Source organism: Roseburia rectibacter (genome assembly GCF_014287515.2).
In the GTDB taxonomy this organism is placed as follows: Bacteria; Bacillota; Clostridia; order Lachnospirales; family Lachnospiraceae; genus Roseburia; species Roseburia rectibacter.
Genome location: NZ_CP092473.1, coordinates 970,620 through 993,022 on the forward strand (window position 1 = coordinate 970,620; position 22,403 = coordinate 993,022).

The 22,403-nt window shown below is 42.1% G+C and carries 17 protein-coding genes; 16 read left to right on the plus strand and 1 reads right to left on the minus strand.

What is annotated here, in order from left to right; genetic code table 11:
• Nucleotides 1-113 precede the first annotated feature (113 nt).
• Together H8S51_RS04635 and H8S51_RS04640 are read left to right on the plus strand one after the other, a co-directional pair.
• A complete protein-coding gene (locus H8S51_RS04635; protein ID WP_186900130.1) occupies nucleotides 114-488 on the plus strand; it encodes a BlaI/MecI/CopY family transcriptional regulator in 375 nt (124 codons plus the stop codon).
• Nucleotides 475-1,887 (plus strand): M56 family metallopeptidase, encoded by a 1,413-nt coding sequence (locus H8S51_RS04640; protein WP_186900131.1) that lies wholly within the window; start codon nucleotides 475-477, stop codon nucleotides 1,885-1,887. The genes H8S51_RS04635 and H8S51_RS04640 overlap by 14 nt, the downstream gene beginning before the upstream one ends.
• A 140-nt stretch (nucleotides 1,888-2,027) precedes the next feature.
• On the opposite strand, the gene H8S51_RS04645 is transcribed toward H8S51_RS04640, so the two are convergent.
• The gene (locus tag H8S51_RS04645) at nucleotides 2,028-2,951 is read right to left on the minus strand and encodes a ComEC/Rec2 family competence protein (protein WP_117920978.1); all 924 of its coding nucleotides are present in this window, start codon (nucleotides 2,949-2,951) and stop codon (nucleotides 2,028-2,030) included.
• A 170-nt stretch (nucleotides 2,952-3,121) separates the two neighbouring features.
• Here H8S51_RS04645 and H8S51_RS04650 point away from each other — a divergent pair, with 170 nt between their 5' ends.
• The 14 genes from H8S51_RS04650 (at nucleotide 3,122) to H8S51_RS04715 (ending at nucleotide 22,357) form a co-directional block, all read left to right on the plus strand.
• Nucleotides 3,122-4,306: a nucleotide sugar dehydrogenase gene (locus tag H8S51_RS04650; protein WP_186900132.1), complete on the plus strand. Its 1,185-nt coding sequence runs from the start codon at nucleotides 3,122-3,124 to the stop codon at nucleotides 4,304-4,306.
• Nucleotides 4,307-4,321: 15 nt separating this feature from the next.
• Nucleotides 4,322-6,805 (plus strand): glycosyltransferase family 2 protein, encoded by a 2,484-nt coding sequence (locus tag H8S51_RS04655; protein WP_186900133.1) that lies wholly within the window; start codon nucleotides 4,322-4,324, stop codon nucleotides 6,803-6,805.
• A 31-nt stretch (nucleotides 6,806-6,836) separates the two neighbouring features.
• Nucleotides 6,837-7,037 carry a hypothetical protein gene (locus H8S51_RS04660; RefSeq protein ID WP_006855882.1) on the plus strand — a complete coding sequence of 67 codons (201 nt, stop codon included), beginning with the start codon at nucleotides 6,837-6,839 and terminating at the stop codon, nucleotides 7,035-7,037.
• A gap of 2 nt (nucleotides 7,038-7,039) precedes the next feature.
• A complete protein-coding gene (locus H8S51_RS04665) occupies nucleotides 7,040-8,980 on the plus strand; it encodes a glycosyltransferase family 2 protein (RefSeq protein WP_186900134.1) in 1,941 nt (646 codons plus the stop codon).
• An 11-nt stretch (nucleotides 8,981-8,991) separates the two neighbouring features.
• Nucleotides 8,992-9,948, plus strand: coding sequence for a glycosyltransferase family 2 protein (locus H8S51_RS04670; RefSeq protein WP_186900135.1), 957 nt, complete (start codon nucleotides 8,992-8,994; stop codon nucleotides 9,946-9,948).
• 147 nt (nucleotides 9,949-10,095) lie between these two features.
• Complete coding sequence (locus H8S51_RS04675) at nucleotides 10,096-11,514, plus strand: undecaprenyl-phosphate glucose phosphotransferase (protein WP_186900136.1); 1,419 nt, start codon at nucleotides 10,096-10,098, stop codon at nucleotides 11,512-11,514.
• Nucleotides 11,515-11,526: 12 nt separating this feature from the next.
• On the plus strand, nucleotides 11,527-12,630 hold the full coding sequence (locus tag H8S51_RS04680) for an LCP family protein (protein ID WP_055194053.1): 1,104 nt from the start codon (nucleotides 11,527-11,529) through the stop codon (nucleotides 12,628-12,630).
• Nucleotides 12,630-13,601: a glycosyltransferase family 2 protein gene (locus tag H8S51_RS04685; RefSeq protein WP_186900137.1), complete on the plus strand. Its 972-nt coding sequence runs from the start codon at nucleotides 12,630-12,632 to the stop codon at nucleotides 13,599-13,601. The genes H8S51_RS04680 and H8S51_RS04685 overlap by 1 nt, the downstream gene beginning before the upstream one ends.
• Nucleotides 13,602-13,604: 3 nt before the next feature.
• Entirely contained in the window at nucleotides 13,605-14,987 is a 1,383-nt protein-coding gene (locus tag H8S51_RS04690) for a DUF6056 family protein (RefSeq protein WP_186900138.1), read from the plus strand.
• A 110-nt stretch (nucleotides 14,988-15,097) separates the two neighbouring features.
• Nucleotides 15,098-16,654, plus strand: a complete 1,557-nt coding sequence (locus H8S51_RS04695) for a S1C family serine protease (protein WP_186900139.1) — start codon at nucleotides 15,098-15,100, stop codon at nucleotides 16,652-16,654.
• 206 nt (nucleotides 16,655-16,860) lie between these two features.
• The gene (locus tag H8S51_RS04700; protein WP_241070896.1) at nucleotides 16,861-18,186 is read left to right on the plus strand and encodes a hypothetical protein; all 1,326 of its coding nucleotides are present in this window, start codon (nucleotides 16,861-16,863) and stop codon (nucleotides 18,184-18,186) included.
• A gap of 92 nt (nucleotides 18,187-18,278) precedes the next feature.
• A complete protein-coding gene (locus H8S51_RS04705) occupies nucleotides 18,279-19,472 on the plus strand; it encodes a Mur ligase family protein (protein WP_241070897.1) in 1,194 nt (397 codons plus the stop codon).
• 229 nt (nucleotides 19,473-19,701) lie between these two features.
• Nucleotides 19,702-21,039 (plus strand): replication-associated recombination protein A, encoded by a 1,338-nt coding sequence (locus tag H8S51_RS04710; RefSeq protein WP_117920967.1) that lies wholly within the window; start codon nucleotides 19,702-19,704, stop codon nucleotides 21,037-21,039.
• Nucleotides 21,040-21,070: 31 nt separating this feature from the next.
• The gene (locus H8S51_RS04715) at nucleotides 21,071-22,357 is read left to right on the plus strand and encodes an aminotransferase class I/II-fold pyridoxal phosphate-dependent enzyme (protein ID WP_118210135.1); all 1,287 of its coding nucleotides are present in this window, start codon (nucleotides 21,071-21,073) and stop codon (nucleotides 22,355-22,357) included.
• The last annotated feature ends 46 nt before the right edge of the window (nucleotides 22,358-22,403 follow it).

Consider the following 22,403-nt stretch of genomic DNA (forward strand, 5'->3'; position numbering starts at 1 on the left):
TCTGGTATCAGGAAAAACATAAAAAAATAAAAAAATATTGAAAACGGCATAAAAAGATGATATGTTGTTTACGGACGTAGTAATCACTGCGCGAGAAGAAAGGAGATTGGTTCATGGATACGAACGATATTTCAGCATGCGAAAGACTTGTCATGAAAGTTATCTGGGATTCCACTGAGGATCTGGCATTACAGGATATCATGAACAGAGTAAATCAGGAGAACGGAAAAAGCTGGAAACCACAGACAGTTTCTACTTTTCTGGCAAGACTGGTCAGAAAATCATTTTTAACAGTTTACCGCAAGGGAAGATATTCATTCTATCAGCCTGCAGTAAGCAAAGAAGATTTCTGGAAAGCAACCGTACAGGAGAACGCAAGATACTTTGATAAGGGAGATATGGCTGCATTTGCATGCCACCTTTGCGAAGATGCACTTACTAAGGAAGAGATTCAGGTACTCAAGAAAAAATTAGATGAACTTAATTAGTCAGATATTTTTGATTATCCTGATCGCCTGTTTTACAGGTACGGTCAGTCTGGGGTTCTGGAAGTTATTTCAGCCATTATTACTGAAGCTGGACCCCAGATTGATATATGTGACATTACGGTTTGTATGCATGATGTATATAGTTCCGGTTGGATATCTGATCGTCAGACTGACATGGCGGGGATATCTGCGGGCAGATAGCATATGGAAACCTAATTTTGAGATGGCAGGAGACATGGATCTCGTGTTTGGAATAGCCGGGATCATCTGGCTGATATTCCTGATCAAAAATGTCGCAGATGGCGTGATTGAATTTATCCGCTGGAAAAGACTCTGCAGATATAGGATACCTGTGGCAAATGAGCAGGTTTTAGCAGAGTTTTCGAAAGTAAAAAATATGCTCCATATCCATCGGAAGATAGGACTTTACTATAGTAATTCCATTCAGAGTCCAATGGTGACAGGAGTATTCCAATACAATATCTTATTACCGAAGGATCACTACAGTAAAGAAGAACTGACGGTGATCTTTTGTCATGAATTGGTACATTGTAAGCATAATGACCCTTTCTTTAAAATTTGCAGCATTTATATCGGTGCGATGCAGCATATGACCTCCGGAGCAAAACATATTCTGTCATGGATCAATGAGTGGAGTGAGTGTGCCTGTGATGCATCGGCAGTCTGTGCATTGCGTGATGTGACAACGCCCAAACGTTATTTTGAAGTGATCGTAGATCTGATGGAACGTATGCCGGAGGATTCAAAGCCGGATTATATTTTTTCTACCCTATATGAGAGCCAACAGAGTTTGGAAAGGAGAATAGAGTATATGAAAAAATATGTGAAAGCCAGAAGAGGGGCAAAAATATCAGCATTTGCATTATCATTTTTGTTTGTGGTAACATCAATAACTACGACTTATGCAGCAAGTTACGGAGCAGCGGGTGTGCATGACGAATTGTATCAGGAGGCAGAAGGAACACAGGGTGAGTTATCTGAGACACCGGAATTAAAAGAGGTATTTGTTCCGGCATCTGAGAATAACGACTATTCCCGTATCAAATATGCAAAACCGGATCTCAGTCCGGTAGCACCTATACTCAGTTCCGGTGAAATGGCGTCTTTTAACTGGACGGTAGAGCCTGGAACACGTTACTGTTCCGGTAAATTTAAAGTGTCAAGCGGGCAGAAGATAGCACTTTCCGCTTCAATAGCACCGGGTACACAGACCTGCTGGATCGGTATCATGGATCCCCACAATAATGTGCGTTATGTAGAGGGAAAAGGGGTATTGGCACATACATTTTCTGTTTCAGAGACAGGAAAATATCGTGTGTTTGTGCAGAACCGTGGAACAAAAAATGTATCAGCAGGTGGAAGCTATTACTTTGAATAGGTAATTCATTTAGCCAATAAAAGAAAGAGGTAAAACACCTCTTATCTTTTACAACAATATCACTACAACTGAAATCGACGTTTGATAACAATTTACATCGAAAAAATATGATCGGACGAAATCCGGGAGATCTTATCAGGCTATCTCAAAGTAACAGAATTAGGAGCGGTAGAAAAATCAAATACCGTTCCTTTTTTCTGCAGAAAAGCCTTTAGGGAACTGGCAGGAAAATCAGGATTTTCCGTGATGGAGGACGGTGCATCGATAAAAGCGCAGGCTGCACCTGCTGCCTCATAAAATTCATCCGAGAATGACCAGTTTCCATGATGACCGGTCTGGATATAATCACAGGAAATGTCATCCCGGTAAGTACTTAGAAGATAGTCATTCATATCGTATTTGATATCAGAACAGAATAACATGCTGTTTGTCGTACCGCTGATCTTAAAAAGCAAAGAAGCATTGTTCTGGTAGTCTTTTTCATCTCCTATATTGGAAATTACGGAGTCATCCCATGCATTAAAAACAGAGAGAGTCAGATCACCGGCAAGTGCGATATTATCGCCGCGTTTTAAATGAGTGACATTGCCGGCATCTTTTGTCAGGGCATGGAACGTCTCCATGACTGTGATATCATCATAGGGTTCACCGGCAGCTTCGATAAAATCATAATCAAAACCATTGTCGTAAATAGCTTTTATGGTAATATCCCCCGGATTGGAATAAATGACATTAAATGCACCGGCATGATCCTGGTGTGGATGGGAAATGATCCATGCATCCACTGTGTTGTTATGTTCTGCGATCACTTTCCGGACAGCGTCGGCATTGCCTGCCCAGCCTCCATCGATGATGATTAAGGTGTTATCATTTGTGATCGTATAAAAGGTACCCTGAACGCCGGTTGCATCTGCATATTGTGTGATAAGATATTCGGTATCGGGATCAGGTATGTGTCCGGTGGAGTCCATACGGCCTTTCTGGTAGGAAAACCATGCAGCAAGACCGATCAGCAGGGTAAATAAGATTAAAAGCAGTGTACTTAAGTATATTCTTTTTTTCATAAATGCTCCATTCCAAGATTGTTTTTTCTTTCTACATTAGCAAAAAAATGTGCTGTTGTAAATTGTACAGATTGGTTAAAATCTCAAACTTGCATGATATTACAGAAAATGGTACTATAAAACAATATGGAGTATTTTTGACTTTTAAATGGAAAGGCAGGAGAAATACGATGAAAATTGCAATCGCGGGAACAGGATATGTTGGTTTATCAAATGCGATTTTATTGGCGCAGCATCATGAGGTGACTGCAGTAGATATTATAAAAGAAAAGGTGGAGATGATCAATCAGCGCAGATCACCGCTTGTGGATCGTGAGATTGAGGATTATCTTGCAAATGCAAAACTTGATCTGACTGCGACGTGCGATGGTGTGCATGCATATGAAAATGCAGATTATGTTATTATCTCAACACCGACGAATTATGATGAAAAGAAAAATTATTTTGATACATCATCCGTAGAAGAAGTATTAGAGCTGGTTTTAAAGGTGAATCCGCATGCTGTGATCGTTATCAAATCCACGATCCCGGTCGGCTATACACAGTCTGTATGTGAGAAATACCACACAGACCGTATCCTTTTTTCACCGGAGTTTCTGCGGGAAGGACAGGCATTAAAAGATAATCTGTATCCGTCAAGGATTATCGTCGGTTCAAAAGAAGGAAGCAGCGAGATGAAAAAGGCAGCGGATACGTTTGCACATCTGCTGCAGGAAGGGGCGATCAAAGAGGATATCCCGACACTTATGACAAATCTCACAGAAGCAGAGGCAGTAAAACTTTTTGCAAACACATATCTTGCGCTCCGCGTTTCTTTTTTCAATGAACTTGATACGTTTGCGGCAATGAAAGGACTTGATGCGAAACAGATCATTGAGGGAATCGGACTCGATCCGAGAATCGGAATGCAGTATAACAATCCTTCTTTTGGATATGGTGGTTATTGTCTGCCGAAAGATACCAAGCAGCTGTTAGCAAACTATGACAATGTACCGAATAACATCGTCGGTGCGATCGTAGATGCCAATCGTACGAGAAAAGATTTTATCGCAGAGCAGATCCTTGAGAAAAATCCGGATACAGTTGGTATTTACCGCCTTGCAATGAAAGCAAATTCGGATAATTACAGACAGAGCTCTATTTTAGGTGTAATGGAGCGTATTCGTGCAAAGGGTGTAAATATTGTCATTTTTGATCCGTCATTAAAAACAGATACGTTTGAAAATTCCAAAGTGATCCGTGATTTTAATGAATTTTGCAGCATGAGTGATGTGATCGTGGCAAACCGTATGGATGCAATGTTATCAGATGTAAAAGAAAAAGTGTATACGAGAGACATTTATTTCAGAGACTGATTGGAAGGACTGCATATGGATACACATAAATTTTTTGTGGAGAAACTCAGATTTCATCTGAATGAGCCGGATATGCTTGTGTTAGTCGGCTGGTTTTATGACGGAAAAGCCGCCGGCAGAGAGGTTATGGCTTATCTGGATGGTGAAAAACTGCCGGTTACCCTTACAGTAAACAAAGGTGCTGAGGTTCGCCAGAAATACCTTGGAACGATCAATGAGATCAATGAGGAAGTCGTAGGAATCGTGACACTGCCAAAAGACTGGCGTGAAAGAAAGAAATTTGAGATTTTTACGGATGATGGGGAAAAGAAAAAAAGAGCGTATGCCGTTTCAACAAAAAAACTGCGCGTGCGGGAGAGCAGACTGGAATATTATATTGAAAACTGTCACCGTGATGAGGATACTGTAACTGTGACCGGCTGGTGTATGGGAGCAGGGGAAGTGAATCTTTATCTGCTGGATCAGCGCAGACAGAAACTTCAGGTAAAAACGGATCATTATTTCAGAAAAGATCTTCTTTCGGTATTCCCGGAATGTGACACGCAGGCAAAACCAGGGTTTATGATCCAGGCGTCGGTGAAAAGACAGGTGGATGATAAAAAGTTTTTCCTTGAAATGCGAAATGCAGAACATTATTCCCGCACCCGGTTAAGAAAGTGGGATGATGGCGGCAGATGGCAGTATGTTCTGGAAAAATCACAGGATGCATTCCGCTATTTAGAACGTAACGGACTGGCTGCAACGATTCATAAGATCGAGACGAAATTAGCGGGCAGATCGGAGACATCCTATGATGCGTGGTGCAAAAAATACGATGCAGGTAAAGAAGAACTTGACGAACAGAGAAAACATGTATTTTCTTATCAGCCGCTATTTTCCATCGTTGTACCGTTATACCGGACAAAACCGGAATATTTACAGGAAATGATCGAATCGGTGCAGGCACAGACTTATGGCAACTGGCAGTTATGCTTAGCAGACGGCAGTCTCTCCGGGGATGATGAGGACAGACAGAAGGATTCCTTTGTGACGGAGCTGACACCGGTTTTAGAGAAATATGCAAAGGCGGATGCAAGGATCACTTTTACGACGCTTCAAAAGAACCTCGGTATTTCCGGCAATACGAACGCAGCACTTGCAATGGCAGCAGGTGATTATATTGTTCTGGCAGATCATGATGATATTGTTCCTGCAAATGCACTTTATGAGCTGGCAGATGCCCTGAATCAGGATCAGAGTATTGATGTTTTATATTCGGATGAAGATAAGATCAGCATGGATGGAAAAAAGCGGTTTGAACCTCATTTTAAACCGGATTTTGATCTGGATCTTCTGTGCAGTGTCAATTATATCTGCCATCTGTTTGCAGCAAAGAAGGAACTTGTGGATATGACAGGTGGATTTTGCAGTGAATATGACGGGGCGCAGGATCTTGACTTTATATTAAAATGTTGTGAGAATGCGAAAAATATCAGACATATTCCAAAGATTTTGTATCACTGGAGATGTCATATGCAGTCTACGGCTGCAAATCCGGAGAGCAAGCTGTACGCTTTTGAGGCAGGAAGACGCGCGATAGAGGCATATTATGACAGGATGGAAATTCCTGCAACTGTGGAGAATGCAGCATTTTACGGGATGTACCGGACAAAATATGACTGGAAGGAAAAACCTCTGGTATCGGTCATTATTCCGAATAAAGATCATAAGAAAGACCTTGAAAAATGTATGAATTCTATCCTCGGAAAAAACACTTATCCGAACATTGAGTTTATCATTGTGGAAAATAACAGTACGGAACAGGAAACTTTTGATTATTACAAAGACCTTGAAGTGATGCATGAAAATGTGCATGTCGTTTTCTATGAGGGAGATTTTAATTATTCAAAGATCAATAATTTCGGCGCAGATGCTGCAAAGGGATCGTATCTGTTGCTCCTCAATAATGATACGGAGATGATCGATGGTGGCGCGGTCAATGAAATGTTAGGCTATTGCATGCGAGAGGATGTCGGGATTGTCGGCGCAAAGTTGTTATATGAGGATGAGACCATACAGCATGCCGGAGTCGTTTTGGGATTTGGAGGAACAGCCGGACACGCATTTATCGGCAAACCGCGGTATGATACCGGTTATTTTGGCAGAATTTTATGTGCACAGGATTATTCGGCTGTAACGGCTGCCTGTATGATGATAAAACGCAGCGTGTTTGATGAAGTCGGCGGACTGACAGAAGAACTTGCAGTTGCATTTAATGATGTGGATTTTTGTCTGAAAGTCAGGAAAGCAGGAAAACTTGTGGTCTACGATCCGTATGCAGAGTGGTTCCATTATGAATCGAAATCCAGAGGATATGAGGATTCACCAGAGAAAGTGGAACGGTTTAATGACGAGGTGGATATACTGCTTCGTTCATGGAGAGAGATCATTGAGCAGGGGGATCCGTATTATAATCCGAATCTGACACTGGATAATTCAGATTTTTCCCTGCGCAGATAGGAAGTAAAAAAGGAGAGAGGCAGAAGTTCCTATGATGAAAGTATTTATTTGCCCGGAATGCGGATGGATGCGTGTTGTATCAAGACGCAAAGACGTGGAGTGCTTTAAATGTGGAAACGAGCAGATGACGCTGGCAAAGGTGGATTTTGATGCATTTACCTCAATGTCGGAGGAGGAACGAAAGGATTACGCAAACGGATGGCTTTATATCCATCAGAAAGCGAAAAAATAAACATGAAATCAATTTTTCAGAAAATAACCATTCAGAAAGTTGTGAAAGGATTACGCTATCTGAAGCATTATGGATGGAAAGAATTTGTGATACGTCTTCAGGAAAAAATGGAGGCGGAAAATGTTCCGTATGAGCCATGGTATGAAAAACATAAGGCAGCAGCGGATCAGCTTGAAAAACAAAAAAAGCAGGCAGAAAAATGGAAAGATGCGCCAAAGATCAGTATTGTGGTGCCGCTTTACCGGACACCGGAAACTTTTCTTCGAGGGATGATCGAGTCGGTGCAGGCGCAGACTTATGGAAACTGGCAGTTGTGTCTTGCGGATGGCAGTGGATCTGCGGAGGAAGAAACAGATCTTAGATCATCAGTTGTACAGCGTGTTGCAGCCGAATATGCATCGGCAGATGTACGGATCAGGTATCAGTGTCTTAACAAAAATCTGGGGATCGCAGGAAATACAAATGCAGCGATCGCATTAGCAGATGGAGACTGGATCGCATTTATGGATCATGATGACCTGCTTGCACCGGATGCTCTGTTTGAGCTGGTAAAGATGATAAGACAGGGATTTCATAATGAAGACGGACTGGCAGCAACAATCTATCAGGAAGCCGGCAGTGACTATGAAATGATCTACACGGATGAAGATAAGGTTGATATGGATGGTAAAACACATTTTCAGCCGCATTTAAAGCCGGATTTTAATATTGATCTGCTCCGGTCAAATAACTACATTACGCATTTCCTTGCGGTAAAACGATCCCTTCTTGAAAGAGTGGGTGGCATCCGCCCTGATTTTGACGGGGCGCAGGATTATGATTTTATTCTCCGCTGTGCAGAACAGGCGAGAGCAATTGGTCATATCCCAAGGATACTGTATCACTGGAGATGTCATAAAGAGTCGACTGCTGAGAATCCTTTCTCAAAACAATATGCGGTTGATGCGGGAAAGCGTGCGATCGGGGAGCATTTAAAGCGGCTTGGTGTGGATGCGGTTGTGACACCGACGAAGGATATGGGATTTTATGAGGTAGAATATGCTCTGACAGAGAAACCACTTGTGTCGGTCATCATACCAAGTAAGGATGAGGTGGAAACCTTACAGAAATGTATTGCTGCGATTGAAAAGTCTTCTTATGGTAATTATGAAGTTATCGTGGTGGAGAATAACAGTTGTGAGGAGACATTCGATTACTATAAAAATATTGCACCGGAAGAAAATATGGTTGATGGAATACGCTGCATGGAAGGAAAACTTGCCGGTGGACAGCGCATCTGTGTTGCGGTTTACACGGAAGGCTTTAATTATTCCAGATTAAATAACTTTGGCGTAAAATTTGCAGAGGGCAGTTATTATCTCCTGATGAACAATGATATTGAAATGATCGGAAATGACTGGATGAAGCGGATGTTAGAAAACTGCCTGCGAAAAGAAACAGGAGTTGTCGGTGCAAAACTGTTTTACCCGGATCATACGATCCAGCATGCCGGAATCGTGGTCGGGATCGGAGGAAATGCACGTGGAATCGGAGACAATATGTTTGTCGGACTCGCCGGAGAGCGCAGCGGTTATATGCATAAGGCATCGATCCAGCTGGATTACAGTGCAGTTACGGCAGCATGTCTGATGGTGAAGAGAGAGATTTACGAGCAGGCAGGCGGCTTTGAGGAGCAGCTTGCGGTTGCGTTTAATGATGTGGATTTCTGCTTAAAAGTGCGCAGACTTGGAAAATTAGTTGTCTATGATCCGCATGTCCAGGCATATCATTACGAGTCGAAATCCCGTGGTGCGGAGGATTCGGCAGAAAAAACAGCGCGTTTCCAGCGCGAGATCGAATATATGAGAAATCACTGGATCGGTATCTTAAAAAATGGAGATCCGTATTATAATCCAAACTTTTCTTCGGTTTATAATAATTATTCACTGAAGGATAACAGTTGAAGGGAGGATGGATGACGGAAGTTACGATTATCATTCCGAATTATAACGGAAAAAAACTTTTGGAAAACTGCATAAAAACACTGGAACGGCAGACTTGTCAGGAATTTAAACTGCTTGTGATCGATAATGGCTCTACAGATGGAAGCACTTTAGTTACATCGGAAAGCCTGGATATGGAAATGGTCGCACTGCCGGAAAATACCGGGTTCTGTGGAGCGGTAAACCTTGGTTTTAAAATGACAGAAACACCCTATGCAATCCTTTTGAATAACGATACAGAGGTAGAACCACATTTTGTGGAGGAACTGCTAAAAGGAATCAGGCAGTCGGAACATATTTTTTCCTGTGGAGCGCAGATGCTTGATTTCAGACAGCGGGATCTGATTGATAATGCAGGAGACCTTTATACGCTGCCAGGCTGGGCAGTGGCACGGGGGAAAGGCAGACCGGCTGCAGATTATGGAAAACCAGAGGAAGTATTTTCCTGCTGTGGCGGTGCAGCCATTTACCGGATGTCTGTGTTAAAGAAGATCGGTGTGCTGGATGAAAATCATTTTGCCTATCTGGAGGATCTTGATCTTGGATACCGTGCAAAAATCGCAGGATATCGCAATTGTTATATTCCGGGGGCGAAGGTGTATCATGTCGGAAGTGCTACGACAGGCTCACGCTATAATGAAAAAAAAGTATTTCTTGCTGCACGCAACTCCATGTATGTGATCTATAAAAATATGCCGGTGTTGCAGCTTTTGATCAATCTGCCGTTTTTACTTGCAGGTGTTCTGATCAAGTGGCTGTTTTTTTGCAGAAAAGGATTTGGTCATTGTTATCTGAAAGGGATCACAGAAGGAATTACGCAGTGTAAAAAATGCAGAAAAGTTCATTTTAAGGCGGGGAATCTTCGCAATTATGTAAAAATTGAGTGGGAACTCATTACAAATATATTTCGTGTGTTATCGCACAGATAACAGGAAAAATCGTTTGAGCGTCAAAGAATAATAAAGAAATAATTAAGAAATTGTGACAAGAGTTTTAAGAAAAAGAAGTTGTGCTTTATGGAAAATTATTGTATTATTATTTTTATGGTAGCTTGAAAATGAAAAAAGGATGACATTATGATAAAAGATAATCAACAGCATTTTAACAGACTGCATGTGATCATAGATGCGTTTGTCATTGCGGTATCATATATCATAGCATGGTGGCTGAAGTTTTCGAGCGGTATTTTGGACTCACCGGGCGGTGCATTGTCTTTGGGATTTTACATGAGGGCACTGGTCGTAATCATTCCATTGTATCTGATCTTATATTATGCGTTTAATCTTTATGCGCCAAAGAGGGTACAGGGACGGCGGTTGGAGTTTTCCAATATCGTGATGGCGAATATTGTAGGTTTTTTGTTGATTTTTACAGTATTGTACAACCTGCAGTCTTATGTGGAGCAGTTTCGAAATTTCTCACGTGAGATGTTCTTTTATTTCTTTGCGATCAACACGGTATTAGAAGAGGTATTACGTCTGCTGATACGTCAGTTTCTGCGCACGATACGCAAAAACGGCTATAACCTTAAGCATGTTCTACTTGTGGGATATTCGCGTGCCGCTGAGCAGTATATAGACCGGATACAGCAGAATCCGCAGTGGGGGTACAATGTCAGGGGGATTTTAGACGACAATATAGCGAGAGGGACAACTTATAAGGGGATAAAGGTTATTGGAAGTATTGGCAATCTGCTTTATATTCTGCCGGAGAATAAATTAGATGAGATTGCGATCACACTTGGACTTGAAGAATATTATAAGTTGGAGAAGATCGTTGCGGAATGTGAAAAATCCGGAGTTCATACCAAATTTATTCCGGATTATGGAAATATCATTCCGACAAAGCCGTATACGGAGGATCTTTTAGGACTTCCTGTTATCAATATCCGTTATGTGCCGTTGTCAAATACGTTTAATGCACTTGTAAAACGGTGTATGGACATTATTGGCTCACTGCTCTGTATCGTGTTTTTTTCGCCAATTATGCTGCTTACCGCAATAGCAGTCAAGGTGACTTCAAAAGGACCGCTGATCTTTAAACAGGAGCGTGTCGGACTGCACAATGAGCCATTCCGCATGTATAAGTTCCGCACCATGTATGTGCAGACAGAGGAAGAAGAACGCAAGGGCTGGACACATAAAGATGATCCGCGGATCACAAAGATCGGCAGATTCCTGCGCAAGACAAGCCTGGATGAATTTCCACAGTTATTTAATGTGTTAAAAGGCGATATGAGTCTTGTGGGACCAAGACCGGAACGGCCACAGTATGTGGAAAAATTCCGGGAAGAGATACCGCGTTATATGATCAAACATCAGGTGCGTCCCGGTATGACCGGATGGGCACAGGTCAATGGATATCGGGGAGATACATCCATCCGCAAGCGGATCGAACATGATCTTTACTATATTGAAAACTGGACGATAGGGCTGGATATTAAAATCCTGTTTCTTACCGTCTTCAAGGGTTTTATAAATAAAAATGCATATTAGGAGAAAACATTTATGAGTAAAACAGTACAGGGAAGAAACGGGGCACACAGCAAAGCGTCAAAAAGAAGAAAGAAGCAGAAAAACAGACTTATTATCGTTGTAATTGAGATTCTTGTATTGCTGATTTTAGCAGCAGTGTTGTTTGTTACGGTAAAACTTTCAAAGATCCAGAAAGACACAAGCTTCAATAAAGAAGATATCGAGGTAAATGAGGGATTATCTTCGGAGTCACAGGAAATCATGGCAGGTTATACAACAATCGCACTGTTTGGTCTTGATAACCGTTCAAACGGTAATCTCTCCAAAGGTAACAGTGATGTTATCATGATCGCAAGTATCAATAATGATACACATGCGGTAAAGCTGGTATCTGTATATCGAGACAGTTATCTGGATATCGGAGGCGGTACTTTTAAGAAATGTAATTCCGCATATGCAAAAGGTGGTCCGGAGCAGGCAATTACCATGTTAAATAAAAACCTGGATATGGACATTACCGATTATGTAACAGTGGACTTTAATGCAGTTGTTGAATGTGTAGATCTTCTGGGCGGAGTTACGATCCCGGAGGTGTCTGATGAAGAGGCTGTGCTGATGCATGGTTATATGGATGAGATCAATAAACTGACCAAAAATAATTCCAAGTACTTATCCGGTGGCGGAACAAATGTAGAGATGGATGGTGTTCAGGCATGTGCGTATGCGCGTATCCGTTATACTGCAGGAGATGATTATAAGCGTACAGAACGTCAGCGTACCGTTCTTACTGCAATGGTACAGAAAGCGCAGAAGGCAAATCTTACTACGATCAACAGCCTGATCGACGAATTATTTGGTGATATCAAGACAAGTTTTTCAAATACAGAACTGATTTCTCTTGCCGCAAAAGTATTCAATTACAGCCTTGGCGAGACAATAGGTTTCCCGTTTGAGAAGAATACGACAACACTTGGAAATAAGGGAAGCGTTGTTGTACCATGTGATCTTGAATCCAATGTAAAACAGCTTCATGTATTTTTATACGATGATAATGAATATGCACCGACCGATACAGTCAAGAATAACAGTGCTCAGATTGTCAATGATACCGGATTCCATCAGGGAGAAGGATATTAATGAAAGCAGATCTGATCATACCGACTTACAGACCGGATGACACATTTTGTCTGCTCCTGCAAAAACTGCAGGAGCAGACCTTTGTCGTTCATAGGGTTCTTATTTTAAATACAGAAGAAGCATTATGGAGAGAGGCTGTAGCAAAGTATCCAATTGAACAGTGCCTGCAGGCACTTCCATGTGAATATACACTGTATCATGTCAGCAAAGAAACATTTGACCATGGTGGAACGAGAATGTATGGCGCAGATCATTCTGATGCAGATGTTGTTATTTTTATGACACAGGATGCAGTCCCTGCAGATGCAGATCTGATTGAACGGCTGGCAGCAGGCTTAGAGGAACCGGATACAGCAGTCTGTTATGCAAGACAGCTTCCAAATGAGAACTGCCGCATTGTAGAGCGCTATACAAGATCTTTTAATTATCCGGATAAAAGCAGAAAAAAAGGAAAAGATGATATAAAAGAACTTGGCATTAAAACATTTTTCTGCTCTGATGTATGTGCAGCTTACAGGGTGGATCTATTTCGTGAGCTTGGAGGATTCGAGTCACCGGTTATTTTTAATGAAGATATGTTTTTTGCGGCAAAAGCAGTTTTTGCAGGATATTATGTAAAATATGAAGCGGACGCGAAAGTGATTCATTCCCACAATTATACAGTAAAACAGCAGTTCCACCGGAATTTTGATCTGGCTGTCTCACAGACCATGCATCCTGAGATATTTGAACAGATCAGTTCGGAAGCGGAGGGAATGAAGCTGGTAAAGAGTACCATGAAGTATTTGTGCTCGATTGGAAAGCCACATCTTATTTTTGAACTTGGAATCATGTGTGTTGGAAAATATGCGGGGTACTGGCTCGGAAAAAGATATAAAAAGCTGAGCAGAAAACAGATTTTAAAGTGCACGATGAGTCCGGATTACTGGAGACGTATGTGGAAACAGGAAGTATCAGACGGGAATAGGTAAATTATGAAAGAGACTTCTAAAAAAGTTTTATTTTGGGCATTGATGTTTATGGGAGTATTCCTCCTGCTGACGCAGGTGGGGTATTCCGATGGCGACGATGCCTTTTTTTATCAGTATACACATGAAATGGGATTTTTGGAATATCTGAGCTGGCGTTATACGACATGGGTGGGAAGAATGTCTGGAGAAGCGATGGTATATGCTGCGTTTACACTGGGAATCTGGTTCTGGCGTGTTGTAAATGCCATGATGATCGTACTTCTTCCATGCGGTGTTCTGAAACTGGCAGAAAAAGCAGCGGGGATTCGTACAGAAAGATTTCTGGCGGGACCGACACTTACAGTGGTGTGCGGTTATCTTCTGATGGCGATTATGACCGTTGGATATGCGGCAATATGGATCAACGGATCTATTTTTTACACCTGGTCATTTACCTGTGGGATCTGGGCTCTGATCCCGGTTGCAGATATTGTGTTTGATACGGGAGTGGGAAACACAAAACATTTTTTCTATTCCATCCCCTGTGCGATTCTTGCAAGCATGTCAATCGAACAGATGGCAGCGGTACTGCTGACGTTTGAGGTGCTGGCAGTACTGGTGGCTGCAGTCAGGCAATATGGATGTAAAAAACATCCGGGGAAAAATGAACGGATCAGAAATATCCTTCTTATTGCACAGACTGCGGTGACTGTCGTGGCATTTATCATTCTGTTTCTGGCACCGGGAAATGATATCCGGGTTGTATCGGAAGTGCAGAACTGGATGCCGCAGTATAATGAACTCTCATTTGGGCAGCATTTTTTTATTACTGTGCAATGGCTGGTGTCTTCTTTTGCAAATGAGAACCGCCTGTTGCTGGCAGGAATCTGGTTGACGGGAATCCTGCATATTTTATGTAAAAATGAAAGAAAAACATCAGATCTGGTATGTGTGACTGGGGCAGGTCTGTTTTTACTCACTGCAATACTTCCATTTTTTGGTATCGAAATATTTTCAGACTGTGGGCTTCATATTAAGGATATTACAGTGCGGCTTGATCAGGTACCGCGGATCGAAGATATGCAGGCGGCAAACTGGTTTGCAATGTGCTGGTGGATTGTGGCACTTTTATTTACCTGCATATTGATATGGAAAGTTTCAAAACACAGTGTAGTACTTGTGCTGGCATGGCTTGGTGGAATTGCAAGTGAAGCAATCATGCATTTTTCGCCGACGATCTATGCGTCCGGTGCAAGGGTTTATTATCTGACAGACTGGATGTGTATGTTTATCATGCTGGCTCTGGCATTTAAAATCCCTGAAAAAAAATGGCGGGATCTGTTTTATTCCATTATGGCAGGTCTTGGTGTCTGGAATGTTTTGCATCAGATCATAAATTACATTTGAAAATAAAAACATATTTTTTTGATTGTTTTGTCACAAATAGAACACAATTTCTCTGTACACTCATAATCAGAAAAGGAAAAGAAATTCCGAATACGAAAGGAGAAATCGTTATGGATGGTAACAATTATAACAATAACAACAATCAGAATGGGTCTTCGGATTCCTTCTATTCATACAATAACGGAAGCCAGAGCAGCCAGCAGACAGAACACACGAATGAAGGAAACGTAAACCATTACCAGAATTCCTATCAGAACAGCAGTTCATATTCACAGAACACAGGATATCAGCAGGGTGGTGCATATCAGAATAGCACATATCAGAATACCGGCTATCAGCAGAATGGTACTTACCAGAATACCGGATATCAAAATGGAGGATATCAGAATACTGGCAATGCATTTTATCAGAATGCACAGCCGACCGGCAAAAAGCAGAAAAAGAAGAGAGAAAAAAAACCGGGTGGATTTGGAACAAAACTTGCAAAATGCGCAGCTATTGCTTTAGTATTTGGATTGGTATCCGGTACTGCATTTGAGGGCGTACATCTTGTATCTTCCAAGGCATTTGGAAATGATGAGAGCGTGGCAGAGAGCAGTGGCAGTCAGAATTCACTGACAAAGGCAGACAGCAAGGTGGAGGCAACTTCCACATCATCGAATTACGTTGCAACGGATGTATCTGATATTGTATCATCCGTAATGCCGTCCATCGTGGCAATCACAAATGTGAGCGAGACCGAATACCAGAGTTTCTGGGGCGGTATGCCACAGACGTATGAGAGCACAAGCTGTGGATCCGGTATCATCGTAAGCCAGGATGATGAGTACCTTTACATTGCAACCAATAACCATGTGGTAAACGGTGCAAACAGCCTGACAGTTACCTTTAACGATGAGTCAACCGTCAGCGCAGAGGTAAAGGGTACAGATCCATCCACTGACCTTGCAGTCATCCGTGTCGCTTTAAGCAGCATTGAGAGTGACACCATGAATAACATCAAAGTAGCTACACTTGGTGATTCCGACAGCTTAAAAGTTGGTAATTCCTGTATCGCGATCGGTAATGCACTTGGTTATGGACAGTCTGTAACTGTTGGTTATATCAGTGCATTGAACCGTCAGGTATCCGTCGGTGATTCAGAGAGTGATACGAGTTATACCGCAGAACTGATCCAGACAGATGCAGCTATCAACCCTGGTAACAGTGGTGGTGCATTACTCAGTGCAAACGGTGAGGTCATCGGTATCAACTCTGTAAAATATTCTGATACTTCGGTAGAGGGTATCGGATATGCGATCCCGATCAATACGGCAGCACCTATTATCAATGATCTGATCACGAAAGAAAAAGTAGATGAATCTGACAGTGCATACCTTGGTATTGCAGGCGTCGATGTGACAGATGATGTTGCAAAGACATATAATATGCCATCCGGTGTTTATGTTGCACAGGTAACAAGTGGTTCCGCAGCAGAGCAGGCGGGCATCCAGAAAGGCGATATCATCACAGAATTCGATGGAAAACAGATCGGTTCCATGGAAGAACTGTCATCTACAATGGAGTATTATAAAGCAGGTACAACCGTTGATGTGAAGATTCAGCGTTCTACGAATGGTGAATATCAGGAGCAGACGATTTCTGTTACACTTGGCAAGAAAAATTAATGGCATGACCGTATAGGGAGTGGGCGAAAAGCCCACTCCTTTTTTGGTGGACGCTGTTTGTGCGTCCCTCTGCTATCGACTTTTGCAAGGATGTGTGCTATGATATTTTAGAGTCTGCTTTGCAGTGTGGATGTTTATAGCGGACGGTTATTTCATATAATAAAAATAGGTCTGGGACGTATCGCGTCTGGAATGGAGGATTTACGTTGTCAAAGTTTGAGGATTTCAGAAATCAGTACAATTCTTTTTTATATAAAGATTATTCGGTGGAGTATATCGAAAATGCATATCGTATCGTGTATCACTTTGAGATACCGGGACTGTGTGAATTTCAGTCAAAATGGGAGTTTCCGGCTGTGGAGCGCGTGGATGAGACAATCTTAAATGCACTTGCGTTTCACCTTGGAATGGCAGAGACGATCAGTTACTGGAAATGTGCCTGTCCGAAACAGTTAAAGATACTTTGTGGAACACTTTCCGCTGAACAGAAAAAATGGTGGAAAAAATTATACTATAACGGACTTGGTGAGTTTATGTACCGTAATGGGATAGTGGTTTCAGAGGAAGATCTTGTAACGATCGAGTGTGAAGAGAAAAAAGATGCACCGATCCATGATACACATTCCTATGACGGATGTCTGGTATCAGTCGGAGGTGGAAAGGATTCCGTTGTTTCGCTGGAAGTATTAAAGGGAGAGAAGATCACCACATACAGTATCAACGGTAATGCGACTACGAAAAACGTCATTGCAGTCTGTGATCATAAACAGGGAGATTATGCCGCAAAGCGTATCCTTGATAAAAAAATATTAGAGCTCAATGCAGAAGGGTATTTAAACGGACATATCCCGTTTTCTGCGGTTGTGGCATTTTCATCCTTTATTTCAGCATTTTTGAGTGGCAACCGCTATATCGTGCTTTCGAATGAGACGAGTGCAAATGAGACAACGGTAAAGGATTCTTTTGTCAACCATCAGTATTCAAAGAGTTTTGAATTTGAGCAGGATTTTGTATCATATATCAAAGAAGTGACGGATTCAGATATCCACTATTTCAGTCTTCTTCGTCCGCTCACCGAGATGCAGATCGCATGGCTGTTTTCAAAGTGTAAGAATTATCATGAGGTATTTCGGAGCTGTAATGCGGGAAGTAGGCAGGGAATCTGGTGCTGCAACTGCCCGAAATGTTTATTTGTCTATATTATTTTAACGCCGTTTTTATCACAGGAAGAACTGGTACACATTTTTGGAGAGAATCTGTTAGAAAAAGACTCACTGGATCTTGATTTCAGGGAGCTGACAGGAATTGAGGAGAATAAACCATTTGAATGTGTGGGAACAAGACGTGAAGTCCTGGTTGCATTAAAAACATTTGTAAACCGCGGTGAAAAAAGTCTTTTAACAGAGCGTTATAAAGAGACGATCGAGGCTGCACCGGGAGAGTTAGACGGGATGCTTTCTGAATGGGTATCTGAAAATCAGGTGCCGGAGCATTTTTTAGAAGTCTTAAAAGAATTTATGAGCCGGGCATAGGGCATAAAAGCCGGAAATGAATTTTAAAGTAAAAAAGAAATTGCAGGATGCACCCAAATAGAATATGCGTGCATGGAGAAATGGAGATAAAAATGGACATCATCAGCGAGTTGGATGGAAAACGGATTTTGATCTGGGGATACGGCAGAGAAGGAAAAGCGACAGAGCACTTCCTGGAAAGATGTGCAAAACCGGCATCTGTGGATATATTTGAAGGAAAAAGAGAAGAGATCAATGAGGATGCGTATGATTTTATCATAAAGAGTCCTGGCATTGTGATGAAGGAAGAAAATCCGAAATATACTTCAGAAACAGAATTGTTTTTGCAGCAGTTTCGTGACCAGGTGATCGGAATCACAGGCACAAAAGGAAAAAGCACGACATCTGCCATGCTTTATACCGTTTTAAAAGCATGCAGCGGCAGACCGGTGCTGCTTCTCGGGAATATCGGACAGCCTTGTCTTGATTATTTCGAGGAAGTGACAGAAGATACGATCATTGTCTATGAGATGTCCTGCCACCAGCTTGCGCATACGAATGTGTCACCGCACATTGCAATTTTTTTAAATCTCTATGAGGAACACCTTGACTATTATGGGACGGTAGAAAAATATTTTGAGGCAAAAAGCCATATTGCAGCGTATCAGAAAAGTGGAGACTTTTTCTTTGTCGGGGAAAATGTACCGAAGATTGAGACAAAAGCGGAAAAGACAGTGCTTCATCAGCCGAAAGATGTGCATTATAAACTGAGACTTGCCGGGGAGCATAACCAGTATGATGCGCAGTTTGTAGAACATGTGGCGGAATTGCTTGGATGTGAAAAAGAGGCGGTGTTAAAGAGCATGGCAGAGTTTGAGGGATTGCCGCACCGGCTGCAGTATATTGGCACCTACAGAGGAGTCAGATACTTTGACGATTCCATCTCAACAATTCCGGAGGCTGCCATAAATGCAGCAATGAGTATTCCAGATGCAAAGACTATTTTGATCGGAGGCATGGACCGTGGGATCAATTATGATCTTCTGATCACATTTATCAGGGAACACAGGGAATTTCAGTTTATCTGTGCATATGCATCCGGTAAACGTATTTTCGGGGAAGTTGGTGACTGTGAGAACTGTGTTTATGTGGAAGATTTAGAGCAGGCAGTTGAGGCAGCAGTGCAGATGACAGAGCCGGGAGGTGCCTGTATTCTCTCACCGGCAGCAGCATCTTATGGTTATTTTAAAAACTTTGAGGAACGTGGAGAGGCATTTCAGAAGTACGTATATGCTTTTGCACAGTAAAGTGACAGATTTTCAGAGAAAATCATACAGAACGGAGAAAATAATTTTACGTCTTGCAAAAGCGTATATTTTCCTGTATGGTAATAGATGAATGAATTTTTGAAAAATTGATCTGTCATATTTGCAGGAAGTAATGCAAAAAAATAAATATTTAGACGTAAAAATGCAGGATTGCAGAAAGAAAAATGCAAAAAGAGCAAATGTATGTGTCAGAAAGACAGGTTGAAACATGGATTTATTCGAATATATGAGAGAACAGAAAAAAGAAACGGAATCGCCGCTTGCATCGCGTCTGCGTCCGGCAACTTTAGATGAGATGGTAGGACAGCAGCATATTATCGGGAAGGACAAGTTACTGTACCGCGCGATCAAGGCGGATAAGCTAAGTTCCATTATCCTCTACGGACCTCCGGGAACGGGCAAGACAACACTTGCAAAGGTCATTGCGAACTCTACAAGTGCTGAATTTCTGCAGATGAATGCAACTTCCGCAGGCAAAAAAGACATGGAAGATGTTATTTCCAAGGCGAAGAATAACATGGGGATGTTTGGAAAAAAGACGATCCTGTTTATTGATGAGATCCACCGTTTTAATAAGGGACAGCAGGATTATCTTCTGCCGTTTGTGGAGGACGGAACCATCATTCTGATCGGTGCAACGACCGAGAATCCTTATTTTGAAGTAAACGGTGCTCTTCTTTCACGTTCGATCATTTTTGAACTGAAAAGTCTGGAAAAAGAGGATATTAAAACTCTTATTTTACGGGCAGTAAACGATGAGAAAAAGGGTATGGGAGCATACCATGCCGTCATTGATGAGGACGCATTGGATTTTCTTGCAGATATTTCAAATGGTGATGCACGTGCAGCATTGACTGCGGTGGAACTTGGAATACTGACAACGGAACGCAGTGAGGACGGGTTCATACATATCACGCTTTCCGTTGCTTCCGAATGTATACAGAAGCGTGTGGTCAAGTACGATAAGTCCGGTGATAACCATTATGATACGGTATCCGCGTTTATCAAAAGCATGCGCGGCTCTGATCCGGACGCGGCAGTTTATTATTTAGCAAGAATGCTGTATGCGGGGGAGGATATCAAATTTATCGCAAGAAGGATCATGATCTGTGCATCGGAGGATGTGAGCAATGCAGATCCGATGGCACTTGTTGTTGCAACGTCGGCAGCACAGGCAGTAGAGCGTATCGGGATGCCGGAAGCACAGATCATATTAGCCCAGGCAGTCACTTATGTGGCGAGCGCGCCAAAGAGCAATTCCGCAGTCAATGCGATCAGTGAGGCGATGGAAACAGTAAAAAATACTATGACAGCACCGGTTCCGTCCCACTTGCAGGATGCCCATTACAAATCATCATCCAAACTCGGTCACGGCATAGGATATAAATATGCGCATGATTATCCGAATCATTATGTAGAACAGCAGTATCTGCCGGACGGACTGACTGACCGGAAGTTCTACAGACCGTCAGAGAACGGTTATGAACAGCAGATCAGGGAATATTTCCATAAGATAAAAGGGGAATATTCCATGAATGATAAATAATGTATAGAAAACCAAGAGGAGGAAGCAAACAATGCAAGCTTACCAGGAAATGACAAAGGAAGAACTGTTAGCCGAAAAAAAATCACTCGAGGCAGAGTACAAGAAATTCCAGCAGCGCGGATTAAAACTTGATATGTCCAGAGGAAAGCCATCCCAGGAGCAGCTTGATCTGTCTATGGGAATGATGGATGTTTTAGCATCTTATGTGGACTTAACCTGCGAAGATGGAACAGACTGCCGTAACTATGGTGTGCTTGACGGTATCCATGAGGCGAAAGTGCTCATCGGCGATATGATCGAGTGTAATCCGGACAATATCATTATCTATGGTAACTCCAGTTTAAATATCATGTATGATACGATTGCACGTTCCATGACACACGGTGTTATGGGAAATACTCCATGGTGCAAGTTAGATAAAGTAAAATTCTTATGTCCGGTTCCGGGATATGACAGACATTTTGCCATCACAGAATATTTCGGCATTGAGATGATCAATGTGCCGATGCTGCCAACAGGTCCGGATATGGATATGGTAGAGGATTTAGTCAGCAAAGATGAGTCGATCAAAGGTATCTGGTGTGTTCCAAAATATTCTAATCCGCAGGGTATCACATATTCCGATGAGACAGTACGCCGTTTTGCAAGATTGAAACCGGCTGCAAAAGATTTCCGTATCTACTGGGACAATGCTTACTGCGTACATCATTTATATGATATCGACCAGGATCATCTGATCGAGATCCTTGCAGAATGTAAGCGTGCAGGAAACCCGGATATGGTATACAAATTCTGTTCCACCAGCAAGATCACATTCCCTGGTTCCGGTGTTGCTGCGATCGCAACTTCCGCAAATAACTTAGAGGATATCAAGAAACAGTTGAAGGTTCAGACCATCGGTCATGACAAGGTAAACCAGCTCCGTCATGTACGTTTCTTTAAGAACATTCATGGTATCACAGAGCATATGCGTAAACACGCAGCATCCTTACGTCCGAAGTTTGAAATGATCACAGACATGTTTGATAAAGAACTTGGCGGTTTAGGCGTAGGTACCTGGTATAAACCAAAGGGAGGTTATTTCATCACATATGAGACTTTAGACGGCTGTGCAAAGAATGTTGTTGCAAAAGCGAAAAAAGCAGGTGTTGTAATGACTCCGGCAGGTGCGCCGTTCCCATATGGAAAAGATCCGAAAGATTCCGTGATCCGTATCGCACCGTCTTATCCAAGTTTAGAGGATCTGACAACAGCAGCAGAGATCTTTGTTGTCTGCGTGAAATTAGCAAGCATTGAAAAAATCTTAGAAGAGAAATAAAAAAGCAGAGAAATAGAAAACATAAAACATAAAAGCAGCAATATGC

Excerpts from the sequence above, each read along its gene's own strand:
- H8S51_RS04640 (WP_186900131.1), top strand. The coding sequence starts at position 475 with ATGAACTTAATTAGTCAGATATTTTTGATTATCCTGATCGCCTGTTTT.
- H8S51_RS04705 (WP_241070897.1), top strand. The coding sequence starts at position 18,279 with ATGGACATCATCAGCGAGTTGGATGGAAAACGGATTTTGATCTGGGGA.
- H8S51_RS04695 (WP_186900139.1), top strand. The coding sequence starts at position 15,098 with ATGGATGGTAACAATTATAACAATAACAACAATCAGAATGGGTCTTCG.
- H8S51_RS04665 (WP_186900134.1), top strand. The coding sequence starts at position 7,040 with ATGAAATCAATTTTTCAGAAAATAACCATTCAGAAAGTTGTGAAAGGA.
- H8S51_RS04715 (WP_118210135.1), top strand. The coding sequence starts at position 21,071 with ATGCAAGCTTACCAGGAAATGACAAAGGAAGAACTGTTAGCCGAAAAA.
- H8S51_RS04675 (WP_186900136.1), top strand. The coding sequence starts at position 10,096 with ATGATAAAAGATAATCAACAGCATTTTAACAGACTGCATGTGATCATA.
- H8S51_RS04650 (WP_186900132.1), top strand. The coding sequence starts at position 3,122 with ATGAAAATTGCAATCGCGGGAACAGGATATGTTGGTTTATCAAATGCG.
- H8S51_RS04655 (WP_186900133.1), top strand. The coding sequence starts at position 4,322 with ATGGATACACATAAATTTTTTGTGGAGAAACTCAGATTTCATCTGAAT.
- H8S51_RS04690 (WP_186900138.1), top strand. The coding sequence starts at position 13,605 with ATGAAAGAGACTTCTAAAAAAGTTTTATTTTGGGCATTGATGTTTATG.
- H8S51_RS04710 (WP_117920967.1), top strand. The coding sequence starts at position 19,702 with ATGGATTTATTCGAATATATGAGAGAACAGAAAAAAGAAACGGAATCG.
- H8S51_RS04685 (WP_186900137.1), top strand. The coding sequence starts at position 12,630 with ATGAAAGCAGATCTGATCATACCGACTTACAGACCGGATGACACATTT.
- H8S51_RS04635 (WP_186900130.1), top strand. The coding sequence starts at position 114 with ATGGATACGAACGATATTTCAGCATGCGAAAGACTTGTCATGAAAGTT.
- H8S51_RS04670 (WP_186900135.1), top strand. The coding sequence starts at position 8,992 with ATGACGGAAGTTACGATTATCATTCCGAATTATAACGGAAAAAAACTT.
- H8S51_RS04660 (WP_006855882.1), top strand. The coding sequence starts at position 6,837 with ATGATGAAAGTATTTATTTGCCCGGAATGCGGATGGATGCGTGTTGTA.
- H8S51_RS04645 (WP_117920978.1), bottom strand. The coding sequence starts at position 2,951 with ATGAAAAAAAGAATATACTTAAGTACACTGCTTTTAATCTTATTTACC.
- H8S51_RS04680 (WP_055194053.1), top strand. The coding sequence starts at position 11,527 with ATGAGTAAAACAGTACAGGGAAGAAACGGGGCACACAGCAAAGCGTCA.